The organism is Chitinophagales bacterium, from assembly GCA_019694975.1.
Taxonomy (GTDB): Bacteria; Bacteroidota; Bacteroidia; order Chitinophagales; family UBA10324; genus JACCZZ01.
On sequence record JAIBAY010000001.1, the window covers coordinates 500,284 to 516,788 of the forward strand.

The window sequence follows — 16,505 nt, forward strand, 5'->3', positions numbered from 1 at the left end:
CTTCCGTATAAGACACAGGTCGCCGGTTATTAAAATTATGGCCGGTCAATCGCAGTCCGTAACAACACAGTTTATGACACTTTAACAATAGAAGAAGATAACGTTGCAAGATGTTGCAAAAATGATCATCGGCCATTCATTGCAGTTAATCCCTGAAAATTCATAAACACAGATGATGACGAAGCAGCAGGTTTTATCTGATCTCAAAAAACACTTACATACCGCAATAGCACTCGAACATTCCACTTTGCCGCCATATCTCACTGCCTATTGGAGCATTCATGGTAACTCAGAAAATGCATTGCATGTAAAAGACTATTTCCTGTCAGTTATCCGGGAAGAAATGCTGCACATGGCAATGGCATGCAACATATTGAATGCTATCGGCGGTACGCCATTCATCAATGATCCATCCATCTTGCCTTCATTTCCCTCTGCGTTGCCGGGCCACAGCAAAACGAATAATGCATTCATCGTTCACCTGGATAAATGCTGCCCACAGGCTGTTGCAAACTTCGCGCAGATAGAGATGCCGGAAGAACTGGCCGGGAAGAAACACTATGACGACGGATGGAGTACAATAGGAGAATTTTATGATGAGATAGCAGCGCTCATACGCCATGATTCACTCAGTGATCTTGATTTTGCCGGAGGAAGACAGGTTGACAACTCCTTCAATCCCGGTAAAGGCACACTTTATACAGTGCACAGCAGGCAGGATGCACTGAATGCACTGGACGAAATAATTGATCAGGGTGAAGGTCATTCCGGGAAACTGTATAACAAAGATCATGAACTCACACACTATTGGAAATTTATTACTATCCGCGACCTGATGGCGAAAAATCTCTGGCACTATGAAGCGGAGGTGATGAACATGGGCAGGGATCCGGATGAAAAATATTTCTCGGAGGATGCGCGGCAAATCAATTACCGTTTCAACATGCTATACAGTGAATTACTGGATGCCATGCAGGTGGCATTCAGCAGCGAGGTGCCATCACTGGCCGAACCGATTCGCATCATGTATATGCTGAAAAAACCTGCCATCACGCTCATGCAATTACCTTTAATTGGCAAGGCGGGAAATGCCGGACCAACTTTCCGCTACTTATCTCCGGAAGAAAGGATAGCGTTGTTGCACCCTTGAATCCTTTTAATCTGCTATCTGCGTATCGATATGGTGTGCCGGCAGTCAGCAGAATGGTGATAATCGCTGCGGTTATTCGTACAGGAATTCTTTCACGGTTTCCGTTAATCCATTAACAATTGTTGCGTAATTTTATAGTGTAAAGTTATTGGTGTATGATGATATAGCTACAAAACCGTTTAGGGTTTTTTATTGTAATCATCCGGCGGTGAAACTTCAACTCTAAAGTGTAAGCACAATGGAAACCAGTCATAAATTCAAGCCTGAGAGCCTGATGATGTCGTATGGATACAAGCCATCACTTTCAGAAGGCGCCATTAAGTCGCCTGTTTTTCAGACCAGCACTTTTGTATTCAAGAGTGCGGAAGAAGGCAAATCCTTTTTTGAAGTCGCCTATGGCTTACGCGAAAAAAGAATCAATGAAAAGCCAGGTTTGATTTACAGCCGCATCAATAATCCTGATCTCGAAATATTGGAAAACCGATTAACCTTATGGGATGAAGCGGAAGACTGCGCGGTGTTTGAAAGTGGTATGTCTGCCATCTCCACCGTATTGCTGGAGTTTCTTCAACCCGGCGACCTGCTGCTGTTCAGCATTCCTGTATATGGCGGAACTGATCACCTGATCAATCATTTCCTCACTAAATTCGGTGTACATGTGCTGCCATTTAAACCCGGCATGGAACAGGATGAGATAGAAAACCAGATCGAACAAACCGGATTGGCGGATAAGCTGGCAATGATTTTTGTGGAATCACCCGCGAACCCCACCAACTCACTCATCGATATAAACTGCTGCAAAGCTATTGCTGATAAATACAGCAACAGGAATAAGCAGGTCTATCTGTCGGTTGACAACACTTACATGGGTCCGCTTTGGCAACACCCTTTGAAGTTAGGTGCTGATTTTTCTATTTACTCCGCCACAAAATATATCGGAGGACACAGTGATGTGATAGCCGGCGCCTGCTGTGGAAGCAAAGCGCTGATTGGCAGGGTTAAAACACTGAGGACCTTTTTAGGCAATATGGCGTCACCACATACCGGATGGTTGCTGATGCGCAGCCTTGAAACATTAAAGGTCAGAATGGAACAACAGACATTCAATGCAGAAAAAGTTGCCGACTTCCTGAATTTTCATCCCAAGATCGAAAAGGTAAATTACCCCGGGCTGATTCCGAAAGACACTAAAGAATATGCAATCTTTAAACGACAATGTTCTGCACCGGGTGCCATGCTCTCATTTGAAATTACAGGTGGCGAAACGGAAGCATTTATTTTTATGAATGCTTTGAAACTGATCAGGCTGGCGGTGAGCCTTGGCGGAACTGAATCATTGGCGGAGCACCCTGCAACCATGACACATGCAGGCGTTGAACCACATCAGCGGATGGAGATGGGAATAACGGATAAACTTATCAGGCTTTCCATTGGTGTGGAAAACTATAATGATATCATCTGGGATCTGGAGCAGGCATTAGCCAAATTACAATTGCAGTAGTCAGCGCAATTAAATGTTTATAATTCCGGATCTACCAGTAAAAATCCGTGAGGCTATTGTACGAAGTGTACACAGCGTGCTCATTATTGCAGGTAAGAAACTGATTTGCAGTCACTGAATATTTCAACGTGAGTGCTAAAGCGAATGCTGCTTTGAGTTACTGCATACAGAAGGATGCAACCGGTTGCATCACAGCGCCTGTTCAGCGAAAATCGCCATTCCTTCACTAATCGTTATACTGTTGCATCTTGGTGAATGGTGCTGTTCACTTTGCTTTCGGGCAATAACTTCCCTATTTATTCTGCAAAATGACCATTGTCATTTTTCATGGCTGGCAGCAGTTCTAATTTTATGCTTCAATAAATCACTTTAGCCATGAAACTCCTGCTAACCTTTATTCTGGCATTATGGCTCACGTTGCCCTCTTATGCGCAGATTACCATTACATCAGCCAATACCCCTGATGCAGGTGACAATTTTGTTGCACAGGGTTGTGATACTACAGGTGTTGAACCCGGAAACAGTGGAGCGAATATTACCTGGAATTTCAGTTCGCTTGTCCCATCTGGCGAAACAGTTACTTATGAATATGTTGCACCGGAAGGAACGCCATTTGCATCCTCTTTCCCTTCTGCCTCCATCGTTCAGAATGTACTGAACAGTTTATACATATACTACAATGTCAATGAATCCTCTCAGAGTTTATTAGGTATAGGAGGAAGCGTGATGGTGGAAGTATATGACAATCCTGAATTATTGATTTCATTTCCATTCACTTACAATTCCACTTTAACAGATCCCTTTTCAGCTTCATATGAGATACTGGGCCTTACAAACTATCATTTCGGCACTCATACACTTACTGCTGATGCCTATGGAACACTCATCCTTCCAACAGGTACATATAACAATGTGCTTCGCGTAAAATCCAATACCGATGCCAAAGACTCCATGTACATCTTCGGTTCATCAACAGTCAACCATGATGTTACGTCATCATGGATTTGGTACACCGCCGGTGGTAAAAGTCCCATATTGGAAATCGTAAAAACAACAACAACTTCGCAAAGCGAAACCATTCATAGCAAATCGGTAGCTTATAAGAGCGAGGGCACCTTCATTGCTGAAAATAATGCCGTGCAAAATATCAGCATCAGTCCTAATCCGGTTGCAGATGCAGCAATCATCACCGTCAATTTTAAAAATGCCGGTGCTGCTGTAATCAATGTGCTCGACATGGCCGGAAATAATGTGCAGCCAGTATACAGCGGACCCTTTCATCGCGGTGTAAATAATTTTCAGTTTAACAGGGTTCAGCTATCTGCCGGTATGTACCTGTTGGAAGTCAATGCAGGCGGAGTACGTGAACTGGTAAAATTTGTTATCTGGTAAGCAGAAACTAATGCATAGCAATGATGAGCGGCGGCTAACAAATTCCTTGCACAAGTTTGCAGGCGGCATGAAGGTATCCGGTGGTGATGTTGGGAGATCGTGTGGTGATCTGTATACATTATGCAGGAACAATGAAAACAGGCCAGAGCGTAAGAAGATGGGTGATTCCATTAAACACAACAGCTAACATCTTTTGCCACCGTCACGGTTCGGCTCCGTTGGCTGAACGCAGTGTTCACGGTGGAATCATTTCATTTTCACAATCCAGTATTGACAACCGGTTACAACATCATCGGCCGTTTTATATGCATCCATCAACCAGCAATCCATGAATCATCATCTCTTACCGGTGGCTGAAACTTATGAATTGTATAACAGCAGCGCTGACGGATTGAGCACTGATGAATCCGAACTGCGTTTGCAGCAATATGGGGAAAACAAGCTGGAAGAAAGGAAAAAGGTTTCTGCAGCCTTAATACTATTGCGTCAGCTGAAGCAGGTAATGATACTGATACTGATAGCGGCAGCAGTGATATCAATAATTACCGGCGATATAAAAGATGCCATTGTAATTATGGCCATTGTGGTACTGAATGCCGTGATCGGTTTTGTTCAGGATTACCGTGCGGAAAAAGCAATGGAGGCATTGAAGAAATTATCTGCATCATTCGCGGCGGTGCGGAGGGCAGGATACATACATCAGCTTCCGGCTGCATCACTGGTTCCGGGCGATGTGGTTTTGCTGGAGGCGGGTACCATAGTGCCCGCTGACATCCGGCTGACACAGGTTCATTCATTAAGAATTGAAGAAGCTATGCTCACCGGTGAATCAGGTGCCGTGGAAAAACGCACGGATGCAATCAACCTGCCCAATCTCCCGCTGGGCGACCGGCTTAACATGGCTTATAAATCCACGATTGTCAGCTACGGCCGCGGGGAAGGCATTGTAGTAGCCACCGGCATGAATACGGAAATCGGCCGCATAGCGCAGCTGCTAAGGGAGAAGGAACAACTGACGCCATTGCAAAAACGATTAGATGACTTTGGAAAGAAGTTGTCCATCATCGTCATCGCCATCTGTATAGTCCTTTTTACAGCAGGATGGAAACAGGGAGCAAACGCCATTACTATGCTGCTCACTTCTATCTCTGTCGCGGTGGCTGCTATTCCCGAAGCCTTACCTGCCGTCATCACCATCGCCCTTGCATCAGGTGCCAAACGAATGATACGTCAAAATGCACTTATCAGGAAACTGATGGCAGTGGAAACATTAGGTGCTGTCACCTACATCTGTTCAGATAAAACCGGCACCATCACACAAAATCAGATGAAGGTGACTGACCTCTGGCTCTCACCCTCTTCCACCGGACTCCATGATTTATCTTCCAAAGAACTGTTGCTGCTTGCAATGGCTATGAACCATGATGTGGTAAAAGATGAAAACGACCTCCTCATCGGCGATGCAACGGAAATTGCCCTTGCCAGCTATGCAAGCAGCAATTTTGATCACCCGGTTTACTCCCATGGGAAAAGGACACATGAGCTGCCTTTTGATGCTGAAAGAAAAAGAATGACCACCATTTATCCTTTTAATAACAAGTGGCTGATAGTGACAAAAGGCGCCGTCGAAAGTATATTGGAAATCTGCCATCCACGCCTGGATGATCCTGTGGCAGAAAAAGCTATTCAGTTTGCGCAAGAAGGCAAGCGCGTGCTGGCTTATGCCATTGGCATACTCAACACTTTGCCGAATGTAATTGCCATTGACACCATTGAATGCAGGTTACGCTGCATCGGGCTGGTAGCCATGATGGATGCGCCCAGAGAGGGCGTAAAACAAGCAATCATGGATTGTTATACGGCAGGCATCACACCGGTGATGATTACCGGCGACCATCCTGTCACGGCAAAAACAATTGCCATGGAAACAGGTATCATGCGCAAAGAATCAGACAGGCTCATGACCGGTGCGGAGCTCGACGCTTTAACAGATGATGCATATGCTGATATCATAGGTGATGTAAAAGTGTATGCGCGTGTTTCACCTGAACAGAAACTCAGGATCATCAGGATACTGCAACAGAAAAACGAACTGGTGGCCATGACCGGAGATGGCGTGAATGATGCCCCGGCGCTGAATAGCGCGAACATCGGAATTGCCATGGGCATCACCGGCACAGATGTTTCGAAAGAATCCGCTCATATGATCCTGCTCGACGATAACTTTACGTCCATTATTCATGCGGTGCGGGAAGGAAGAAGGATTTTTGATAATATCAAAAAATTTATAAAGTATGTAATGGCATGCAATGGGGGTGAGCTTTGGACCATTTGCCTTGCCCCGCTGGCGGGATTGCCGATACCCTTGCTGCCGGTGCAGATACTATGGATCAACCTGGTGACCGACGGGTTACCTGGCCTTGCCTTAACTGCGGAACCTGCAGAAGAGAATGTGTTAAATCGACCGCCAAGAAAACAGGGAGAAGGATTTTTCGCCGGTGGGCTTGGCATTCATATACTATGGGTAGGTTTCCTGATGGGCCTGGTGTGTTTTGGCATACAAGCCTGCGCTTTGTTCTTTGGTAACGACAACTGGCAGACGATTATCTTTACTGTGCTGAGTATCTCCCAAATGGGCCATGCCATGGCAATAAGAAGTGATACAAAATCACTTTTCAGCCAGGGTGTCTTTGGCAACAGGCAACTGTTTGTTGCTGTTTTATTTACATTAGTATTACAGGTTGCCTCGATCTATGTTCCATTTATGCAGGAAATACTGGGTACCCGTCCGCTTTCATTTTCTGAATTGATTTTTTGCCTTATCATGTCGGGTATCGTGTTCTGGGCAGTGGAAGCAGAAAAATACTTTAAAAGAAACCGCATGAAGAAAGGCTGTGCCTGAATCATCATCAGTAGCATATCTACCGGCAAAAAAAATAATGCAGTCCGTAAAAACAGATGCCTTTTTCCCCAATCGCATCTTACCTTCGGCAGCTGAAAGAAAACAATCAATATGACAACAAATAAAATAGCACTCATTACTGGAGGCAGCAGGGGCCTGGGAAGCAATATGGCTGTTCGCCTGGCGGAAGAAGGGCATGATGTAATCATCACCTATCGCTCGCAAAAAGAACTTGCTAAAAATGTGGCCGGCACTATTGAAGCCATGGGCAGGCAGTGTGGAATAATCCCATTTGATGCTGCGCATTTTAATGCCTTAGACGGATTCATTCAAATGCTGCTGAAACTACTTGATGATAAATGGCAGCGGTCAAATTTTGATTTCCTGATTAATAATGGCGGCATTGGAGCAACGATTCCGTTTACAGAAGTAAAGGAAGAAGACTTTGACCGGTTCCTCAACATCCATTTTAAAAGTGTTTACTTCCTCACCCAACGTGCGCTGCCATTTATGAATAACGGAGGAAGAATCATTAACATTTCTACAGGCACGACACGGTTTTGCGTTCCGGGATATTCAGTTTATGCATCCATGAAAGGAGCCATAGAAACCTTCACCAGATATCTCGCGAAAGAAGTTGGTGGCAGGGGAATTACCGCTAATGTACTGGCACCCGGACCGATTGAAACGGATTTCAATAATGCCGCACTCAGAAGCAACCCGGAAAGGAAAGCAATGATGGCAACACTGACGGCACTGGGCAGAGTCGGACAGGCATCGGATATTGGCGGCATCGTTTCATTTTTGTGCTCTGATGCTGCAGGTTGGATTACCGGTCAACGCATTGAAGCTTCCGGCGGCATTAACCTCTGATCACCTGCGCTGTTAATAAGCGAACATGCTGTTACCATCTATACATGCACGGCTAAGTATCAAACTAACTTTCATTTTCAGGTTCATCCTGCATTTTGAAATGGAAAAATTCCATGATGCTAAGACGTTGTTTCTTTGAAGGTTGGCAGTTTTGCTGAAAAAAAGAACAAGCTTTGCCGGTCACAGCTAGTGTAATACCGGAGCCATTCGCAACAACCTTCTCACCTGTAAAATCTGATCATGCTCACACTGAACTTTACCCCATTTCCGCTACTAACCACCAAGCGGCTTTTACTGCGGCCATTGACGATTGCAGATGCAGGTGAAGTTTATGTTCACCGCTCCGATGAAAGAATCCTGGAATTTATTGACTCGCCGAGAGCAAAAAGCAAGGAAGATGCAATTGCTTTCATTGAGAAAATAAGCAAGGCCATTGCTGCCAATGAATCCATCTTCTGGGCCATTCAACTGAATCCAATGCCTGCAATGATCGGAAGCATCTGCATATGGAATATCAACAAAGCCGAAGAAGAAGCGGAAACGGGTTACGTCTTACACCCCGACTACCAGGGCAAGGGGCTCATGCAGGAAGCTTTGAACGCCGTGATTGATTATGGCTTTCACGACATGCATTTGAGGCGTATACTTGCTGATGTCCATCCGCAAAATATAAGATCGCTGGCTTTGCTGATCCGGAACGGATTCAGGCAGGAGTCCGCTGCGGATGGATTTGTCATTTATGCATTAGAACAGCAATGGCGGAAATCGCAACAAGAAGTTCCATGATACTGTTCTAATACATCTTGCTCATCAGTTCCTTAAATAGTTTATACGCCACCATTGCAGTCACCTGATGTGTATCACGCAGCGGATTATATTCCACAATATCAGCACCCACAACAGGCACATGTATCCGCTGAATCATGTCAATAACTTCCCGCGTGCTCAGCCCGCCCGGTTCATGATGCGAAACGCCGGGCGCAAAGGCCGGGTCAAGTGCATCAAGGTCGAGAGAGATATACAACGGGCCTTTCAGTTCGTCAACAAATGAATGGCTGAAGCCTGCTGCTTCAATGATGCTAACACCAAATTTTTTTGCCTGCTCCCGCTGATGCGTGGTTAACGTGCGTATACCGGCCTGCGTCAGCGATGCAATAAGATTGCGCTCCAGGATTCTTGCAAAGGGGGAAGCGTGCGAATATGGGTTATCATCGAAATTATGGTAAAGGTCGGCATGTGCATCAATATGCAGCACATGCAACGGATGATGAAAGCCTGCAACAGCAGCGATGAGCGGATACGAAACAGAATGATCTCCGCCCAGCGAAAATATTTTTTTCTCACGTTGTAATAACCTGCCAGCGCTTTGCAGGATATTTTCAAACGCTGTAACAGACTGCTGATCCGGAAACTCAAGATCGCCGCAATCTACAAAGCTGATCCCTTCCCTGATTTCCATTCCCTGCTCTGAAAAATCATTCGACGAGCCATCCATCCACATCTTACGGATGAGCGCAGGCGCCAATGCAGGTCCGCGCAGGTAAGAAGAATTTGCATCGAAAGGTATACCGAGAAGTTGAACCATATTTTAAAGATATAGCAAATAAGTACTGCCTGCCTCTTGTCAGTACGCGGCATGACTGACGGCAGGCAATCGCTTAACAACCTGTTAATATACAGTTCTTGCTGCTGAACGACATTGCTTTTCAAGCTATATCGTAAAATATAATTAACTATTTTCACCATCCATAGACTGATGATGACAGGATACCAAAAAAGATGCTCAGTCCTCCTGATTGCAATGGCCGGCCACACCACAAAAAATTGTTAACCCAATCGATTTTCTGATGATCAAAAAATATGCTTTCTGGATCAAAGGAGCCATTCTGTTTCAGGCAATCACTGCATTGGCACATTCAGCAAGTTTCTTTTTTACACCTGTCGGAGCGAATGACACTGAACGGCAGTTGATAGCGCTGATGCAAACCTACAAAACGGATATGGGTGCCGGCTTCACACCTTCCACGCAGGATATTTTAACGGCATTCAGCGCGTGCTTCGCCTTGCTTTACCTGTTGGGAGCACTGATGAACTGGCATTTGCTGCGAATGAAAACAGCGCCGGACATACTAAATGGCGTCATCATCATAAATTTACTGGTGTTTGGAATCTGCTTTGCTGTCATGGCTTATTTTACTTTCCTGCCTCCCATCATACTTACCGGCCTTGTGTTTCTGTGCCTGCTGATTTCAAGGATCACCTTACCAAAGTCATAGCGTATGCCTGTTATCGCACAGCTGGCGACTTCGATGAACCGCCGCGACGAAGAACCGAATATTGCTCTTGCAAAAAAGATAACCGCCAAAGCTGATCATGCGGCAGTAAAAGAGCTCGTTTCCTATCTGTGGCACAAAGACAAAAACATCAGGCATGACAGTATAAAGGTCTTGTATGAAGCAGCAGCCATTCATCCTGCCATGATTGCTCCTTATTACAATGACTTCATCAGGTTAATTGAAACCGGCAATAACAGGATGTTGTGGGGTGCCATGACTGCACTTGACTATGTGGCACAGGAAATTCCGGGTGAATTATTTAAAGTGCTGCCTAAAATTGAAGCCGGCGCAGAGAAAGATTCCGTTATCGCCCGTGATCATGCTGTTGGTATTTTTGCAAAGCTGGCATCGTCGGAAAAATATGCCAAAAAAGTTTTACCCGTCCTGATTAGGCAACTGCTGACCTGCCCGCTTAATCAGCTTCCCATGTATGCAGAGATAACATTGAAACATATTCAGCAACGCGAGAAACCGCTTATCAGGGAAGCGCTGTTAAAAAGACTGCCGGAAGTGATCAAGGATTCGCAGCGCAAGCGGCTGGTGAAAGTGATTGGTAATCTATAAGTTGTTCCGGCACTTTACAATTTACAGCTTGCACATATTATCATACCCAACAGACCAGCAATTTATATGATGACTGAAGAAATCAATTCCGCCCTGATCAGGATTTCACCCTTCATTGTCCTGATATCAGTTATCTACCTGTTTTTGCGCCTGAAGCGATTCAGCCGCAATGACATTTATTTACAACCACCCGTTTCCCTGTTCAGGTATGCAGTCTGGTGCCTGTCATTTTTGATCTTTATCATTTTCATTGAAATAATAATGTACAAAACCGCTTACCTGCAGGTTGATACATGGCAACATAGCTGGTTGCCTTCTGTCATCCGTATAACAGGGGCCGTATTACTGGCGCCGGTGGCAGAAGAACTTTTTTTCAGAGGGCTCCTCTTGTACAGGCTGGAGAAAATGAAGTTGAATATCCATCTGGCCATTGCGCTGCAGGCTGTTTTATTTGTAATCGCCCATAACTTCGCTTATGAAAATACCCTGCAATCAAATATTGCAGTGGCACAGACCTTCTCTGATGCCACCTTGTATGCATATGCCAGGCAACATACAAAATCACTGCTGACTCCTATTACCATGCACATGACAGGCAATATCATCGCTACACTGGAACGCTTTGTAGTGTAGGGTTACATTGCATGCGTCGGCAATCATCTCCCTCCTGTCACCGGCAGTGCTTTTACCCTTTCCGGTGTCATCAAATTTTCATAAAATGAATATCTTTAAGTGGAATTTCAAACAATTCATCATTCACCCAATAAACTATTGAAACAATGAAAAGAGTAACAGGCATCGGTGGTATCTTTTTTAAATGCGATGACACGGCTAGTCAGAAATCATGGTATGAAAAACATCTTGGCATGCAGATGAATGACTGGGGAGGAGCTATCTTCCGTTGGCGCGATGCAGAACATCCGGAAAAAGAAGGAAGCACTTCCTGGAGCACTTTTAAAAAAGATACTTCCTATCTTGACCCAAGTACAAAATCATTCATGATCAACTACCGTGTTGAAAATCTCGAAGAATTACTGAAGGTGCTGAAAGAAGAAGGTGTGGAGATTGTTGGTGAGATGCAGGTTTATGAATACGGGAAGTTTGGCTGGATCATGGACCCTGAAGGCAACAAAATTGAATTGTGGGAACCTGTTGATGAAAAGTTATGAAATGACGGTTGTCCTGAAAAAATTATCCTTACAGGATTTTGTCCTGTTGCAGCTAAGCTGAATCACGAACTTCTGCCATGAACGGAATCCATTGTGCAGGCTCCGGACGGCGACTGTCAGCATGACACAAATTCATAACCAGTCTAACTTTTCCGCGACTTTTCCTCGATGCTGCTACCGGAACATGATTGAATGATAACGGCAAAAACTTCAACTGGATCATTTAATGTATGATGAAACATAAACTGCGAGGTCTACTGATTATTCCCCTGCTGCTATTGCTGCTGGCAGCTTATCAGTACCTCGTTTGTCCGAAATACAACTTCCCGTCCGCTAAAAAATTCTCCGGGCCCTTATTCTACAATCCCTATGCAGGTATTGACAGTTGCAGCTGGATCAAATGTAATTTTCATACTCACACGAGTGCCTGGTCAGGTATCACCAACGGTAAATCTACTCCCGCGGCGGCAGACAGTCTGTACAAGAAGCTTGGTTATACGGTACGGTGCATTTCAAATTATCATTGCATTGAGGAAGATAGAACCGGTAACCCCGCTTATGTGGAGGCTTATGAGCATGGCTTTGGTTTGCTGAAGACTCATCAGAACATATTGGGAGGTACGAAAATAACCTGGTCAGACTTCCTGTTTCCGCAAACCATTCATAACAAGCAATACATCCTCACACTTTTGCAGGATGGCGACAGCAATGTCATTGCCATCAATCACCCCAACAACAGGAACGCTTACAGGCCGCATAATTTCTCCTTCCTGAGAGGCTATCATTGTATTGAAATCTTTCCGTCGGGTTCCATTGCAGCATGGGACTCCGCACTATCTGCCGGCAAGCCTGCATTTTGTATTGCCAATGATGACGCACATGATATAACCAATCCAAAGCAGGTGGGGCGCAACTTTACATGGGTGGCGGTAAAAGAAGTAAACAAAAAAAACATCCTTGCGTCTTTAAAGGCCGGTCGTTGCTATGCCGTTTCGGTACCTGAAATCCCGGGTGAAACCATGGATGAAAAAGTGGCCCGTGCACAACAGGGCCATGTGCATATTAAATCAATCAGCACAACCGGTGATTCATTGCATATTACAGTAAGCGATACCGCTTCCTTTCGCTTTGTAGGTCAGGGAGGAAAATTGCTTGCATCAGTCGACCGGAACAAGAAAGCTTCCTATGGCATGCAGCCCAGGGATTCTTATGTGCGAACGCGCATTTTTTTCCCCGACGGCAGTGAGATCAATGTGAATCCGGTATTCAGGTATGACGGACGTTTTCCTTCACCGATGATGCCACTCATTGATGAAAACAAAACGAAGTGGTTCAGGATGGCCGGCATTGCCGCTATAGCAATTGTCAGCATCCTTATGAGCATTCTGCTCTTCAGCTATTTTTTTCAGATACGGCCGATGCGAAACAGGTTGTAAGATCAGCTTGCCTGTTGCATCTTACCCTTAAGCCAGGTTCCAGTGAAGTGAAGAGGCAAACGATTTTTTCATTTAAAAAAATAACACTTTACGATTAAAGACATGATGAAATCAATGACTGCCACCAGATATTTCATCCATTAGTGTATATTTATCAGGAACATATAAAGCAGATGAAATTGCCGCGCACTGCGTGCTGAATGCACTAAAACAATTCAGGTTAACCGCCAAAACAGCTGATAATGCCCGCCAGATCATTTCCGTTCGCTTTGCTGATTGCTTTGGCAGGTGCATTATTCTTCATCCCTTTTTTGGGCGCCGTTCATTTGTTTGACTGGGATGAAATCAATTTTGCGGAAAGTGCGCGCGAGATGATTGCCAGCGGCAACTATGCGCAGGTACAAATCAACTATCAGCCATTCTGGGAAAAGCCTCCGTTGTTTATCTGGTTACAGGTAATCAGCATGCAATTGCTGGGCATCAATGAATTTGCAGCCAGGCTGCCTGATGCCATAACCGGTATTATTACCCTGATGACATTTTACTTAGTAGGAAGAAAATATTACAGTGCCCGCCTTGGTTGGCTATGGTGCCTTTGCATGGCAGGTTCATTGCTCCCACATCTCTATTTCAAGTCAGGCATTATTGATCCGGTATTTAACTTCTTCATCTTCCTCGGCATCTTTCAGCTTCAGTTGCTGACGGCCGATCAGTACCGCTCCATAGCTTATAAGGAAGCCATTCTGGCCGGAATTTTTATCGGACTGGGAACACTTACTAAAGGCCCGGTTGCGCTCCTCGTCTTTATTCTATGCGGCGGCGCTTACTGGATCGTTACACGCTTCAGGCCCTTGATCAAAATCAAAGAGCTGTTGCTTTTTGCCTTCGCATACATTATTACCACCGGCACATGGCTCCTGACTGATGTCTATCAAAACGGATGGAATTTCACCTCACAGTTTATACAGTACCAGGTAGAACTGCTTACCAAACCTGTAGCCGGCCATGGTGGTCCGCTCTATTACCATTTTGTGGTGGTTTTTCTTGGCTGCTTCCCAATGTCTGTTATAGCACTTCCGGCACTGTTCAGCGGCCATCCAAAGAAAGAAAAAACGGACATGCATCGTTGGATGCTGATTCTATTCTGGGTGGTGATTATATTGTTTTCGCTGGTTAAAACAAAAATTGTTCACTACTCTTCCCTCACCTACTTTCCGCTTTCATTTTTAGCGGCTTTAACACTGGACAAGTCATGGCAACAAAAACAGCGTGTCAGCAAATCGGTGTTGCTGCTGACACTTGTTATTGGAACAATCATTTCCATCGCATTTACTGCTGCACCGTGGGTAGCACAACACCCTGAGTTAATTATTCCGTATATCAACGATCCTTTTGCCGTTGACTGCCTTCACACACCTGTTGCCTGGAACGGTTATGAAGGTATGATTGGCATTGTTTACTGGCTGTTAATCATCGTTGCCGTATGGTTGCTGTGGACCAATCAGACGCGCAACGGAAGCCTGGTGCTTTTTGGCGCCACCGCTTTATTTCTCCTGGTATATCTGAAAGCTGTTGTTCCTAAAATAGAATCCTACTCACAGGGGCCTGCCATAAAATTTTATCAGCATCTGAAAGGAAAAGATGTTTATGTTATACCTGTTGGATTTAAAAGCTATGCCCACTATTTCTATTTTCAAAAGCCACCGGGCCGCAGGGAAGAGAGTAATTCAGAGCAATGGCTGACAGAAGGACCATTGGATCGAACCGCCTATTTTGTTGTTAAAACAACTTCACTGCCGCAAATGCAGGATCGTGAGCAGCTGACATTTTTGTATCGTGAAGGCGGTTTCGCTTTCTTCAAACGCGAACCGCCGGTATCAACAAATCCTATACTGCCTGCAGGTAAGTAATCGTGTAATAGCTGCAGAGTAATAAGTCCGCGCTTTACATAAAAATAATTGTACCGCCGACCCGAGTTTTTGATGCCTTGTATTTTTTGTAAAACAAAAGATGAACAACTTCCCTTCCGCCTGTCCGTAAATGATGTTTTTATTTTTGAGTTTCAGTCAAGCGCCGGACTATGGGCTTGTATTTGAAAAAATCCGGACTTTACCAAGCAGCAACACTGCTTAAGAAAGATGAATCATTTTCCATTTCAGCATCAATGCGTCAGCCAATTGTTGTTGCAGGATATTTGCGGGACTTAACTCCGTGTTAAAAACCAAACCGCAATGCAAATGAAACGGCAATACCAAACCTTGTGGCAAATGATTCACCGTTCAGGTACACCTGCTTGCTGATTTTGCCCTCTATATTGGCAAAGAGGCTGAGCTGATCAGCAATGCGTAATGAGCCGCCGAATGGAAATCTCATCTCCAACAGGAAAGAGGTGACGGCAGGAATTGTGTTCTTCGTATCCGATATGCCTTCAAAATACTGCACCGTATTGATACCATTTGAAAACGTATCGGATACGATGGTTTGCGAAAAGCTGCCGTAATTCTCCAGGATAACAGGATGAACAGCAATACCGGTTGCTGCACCAAAACCAAAATAAGCGCCAGCCCGCTTCGCCGGATCAGTTTTAAAAATATAATCTGCGGAAAGCCCTAACATGGGAGACCACTCTGTATAATAAACGTAATTGCCCAAAATGGAATCGGTACGAATTGTATCACGATTCATGAAATTGGTACGATGCACTACATACGGCTGGTAATAAAGTCCGAATAAAAGTTCACGGTTATAAAGGTATTGCTCCTTTCGCTTGCTGTATGGAACAAAACCGGCCTGGCAATAAAACCGCATGGATTTAAACGCCCCCGATGTATTCACCTTATCGTCGGGCAAAACAAACGGCACTCCGTTCTTACTGCTTCCGCTGATACTGATCCATCCCTCATGGTATTCATCAAGTTCAATGGGCGTAAAGTCATCCGTCTGGCTGGCTAACAACATTATTTTATTCAGCGTTGCCGGCTCCGACGGCGACCACAGCTGCAACCCGGCATTCAGCGATGAAAATTGCAGAAATGTTGTTGCCTGCCCAAAAGCAATGCATGGAGAGAACCAAATGAGCGGCAGTAAAATTAACCGGATGAACTTCACAGGGATCAGTTACAAAGTTGCTGAATGAAAGTATCACAAATATACTGTGAGCGGATCAATGGCAGAATGAATTA

The 16,505-nt window shown here is 44.9% G+C and carries 14 protein-coding genes; 12 read left to right on the forward strand and 2 right to left on the reverse strand.

The window, feature by feature from the left end; all coding sequences use genetic code 11:
- The first annotated feature begins 172 nt into the window (after positions 1–172).
- The 6 genes from K1X61_01890 (at position 173) to K1X61_01915 (ending at position 8,604) form a co-directional block, all read left to right on the forward strand.
- Positions 173–1,150: a ferritin-like protein gene (locus K1X61_01890; protein ID MBX7107377.1), complete on the forward strand. Its 978-nt coding sequence runs from the start codon at positions 173–175 to the stop codon at positions 1,148–1,150.
- A gap of 238 nt (positions 1,151–1,388) precedes the next feature.
- Complete coding sequence (locus K1X61_01895) at positions 1,389–2,651, forward strand: cystathionine gamma-synthase family protein (protein MBX7107378.1); 1,263 nt, start codon at positions 1,389–1,391, stop codon at positions 2,649–2,651.
- Between the two features lie 375 nt (positions 2,652–3,026).
- Positions 3,027–4,043, forward strand: coding sequence for a T9SS type A sorting domain-containing protein (locus K1X61_01900; protein MBX7107379.1), 1,017 nt, complete (start codon positions 3,027–3,029; stop codon positions 4,041–4,043).
- A 328-nt stretch (positions 4,044–4,371) separates the two neighbouring features.
- The gene (locus tag K1X61_01905; protein MBX7107380.1) at positions 4,372–6,945 is read left to right on the forward strand and encodes a cation-translocating P-type ATPase; all 2,574 of its coding nucleotides are present in this window, start codon (positions 4,372–4,374) and stop codon (positions 6,943–6,945) included.
- Positions 6,946–7,056: 111 nt separating this feature from the next.
- The gene (locus tag K1X61_01910) at positions 7,057–7,818 is read left to right on the forward strand and encodes an SDR family oxidoreductase (GenBank protein ID MBX7107381.1); all 762 of its coding nucleotides are present in this window, start codon (positions 7,057–7,059) and stop codon (positions 7,816–7,818) included.
- A 240-nt stretch (positions 7,819–8,058) separates the two neighbouring features.
- Entirely contained in the window at positions 8,059–8,604 is a 546-nt protein-coding gene (locus tag K1X61_01915; GenBank protein ID MBX7107382.1) for a GNAT family N-acetyltransferase, read from the forward strand.
- 7 nt (positions 8,605–8,611) lie between these two features.
- Here K1X61_01915 and speB read toward each other — a convergent pair whose 3' ends face one another.
- Positions 8,612–9,403 carry an agmatinase gene (gene speB / locus K1X61_01920; GenBank protein MBX7107383.1) on the reverse strand — a complete coding sequence of 264 codons (792 nt, stop codon included), beginning with the start codon at positions 9,401–9,403 and terminating at the stop codon, positions 8,612–8,614.
- Positions 9,404–9,665: 262 nt separating this feature from the next.
- Here speB and K1X61_01925 point away from each other — a divergent pair, with 262 nt between their 5' ends.
- From K1X61_01925 to K1X61_01950, 6 genes are all read left to right on the forward strand, one after another.
- Positions 9,666–10,094 (forward strand): hypothetical protein, encoded by a 429-nt coding sequence (locus K1X61_01925; GenBank protein ID MBX7107384.1) that lies wholly within the window; start codon positions 9,666–9,668, stop codon positions 10,092–10,094.
- 3 nt (positions 10,095–10,097) lie between these two features.
- Positions 10,098–10,718 (forward strand): hypothetical protein, encoded by a 621-nt coding sequence (locus K1X61_01930; GenBank protein ID MBX7107385.1) that lies wholly within the window; start codon positions 10,098–10,100, stop codon positions 10,716–10,718.
- 66 nt (positions 10,719–10,784) lie between these two features.
- A complete protein-coding gene (locus tag K1X61_01935) occupies positions 10,785–11,351 on the forward strand; it encodes a CPBP family intramembrane metalloprotease (protein ID MBX7107386.1) in 567 nt (188 codons plus the stop codon).
- A gap of 146 nt (positions 11,352–11,497) precedes the next feature.
- Positions 11,498–11,887 (forward strand): VOC family protein, encoded by a 390-nt coding sequence (locus tag K1X61_01940; GenBank protein MBX7107387.1) that lies wholly within the window; start codon positions 11,498–11,500, stop codon positions 11,885–11,887.
- Between the two features lie 230 nt (positions 11,888–12,117).
- Positions 12,118–13,323: a hypothetical protein gene (locus tag K1X61_01945; protein MBX7107388.1), complete on the forward strand. Its 1,206-nt coding sequence runs from the start codon at positions 12,118–12,120 to the stop codon at positions 13,321–13,323.
- A 242-nt stretch (positions 13,324–13,565) separates the two neighbouring features.
- Complete coding sequence (locus tag K1X61_01950) at positions 13,566–15,233, forward strand: glycosyltransferase family 39 protein (GenBank protein MBX7107389.1); 1,668 nt, start codon at positions 13,566–13,568, stop codon at positions 15,231–15,233.
- Positions 15,234–15,537: 304 nt separating this feature from the next.
- Here K1X61_01950 and K1X61_01955 read toward each other — a convergent pair whose 3' ends face one another.
- The gene (locus tag K1X61_01955; protein MBX7107390.1) at positions 15,538–16,431 is read right to left on the reverse strand and encodes a hypothetical protein; all 894 of its coding nucleotides are present in this window, start codon (positions 16,429–16,431) and stop codon (positions 15,538–15,540) included.
- Between the last annotated feature and the right edge of the window lie 74 nt (positions 16,432–16,505).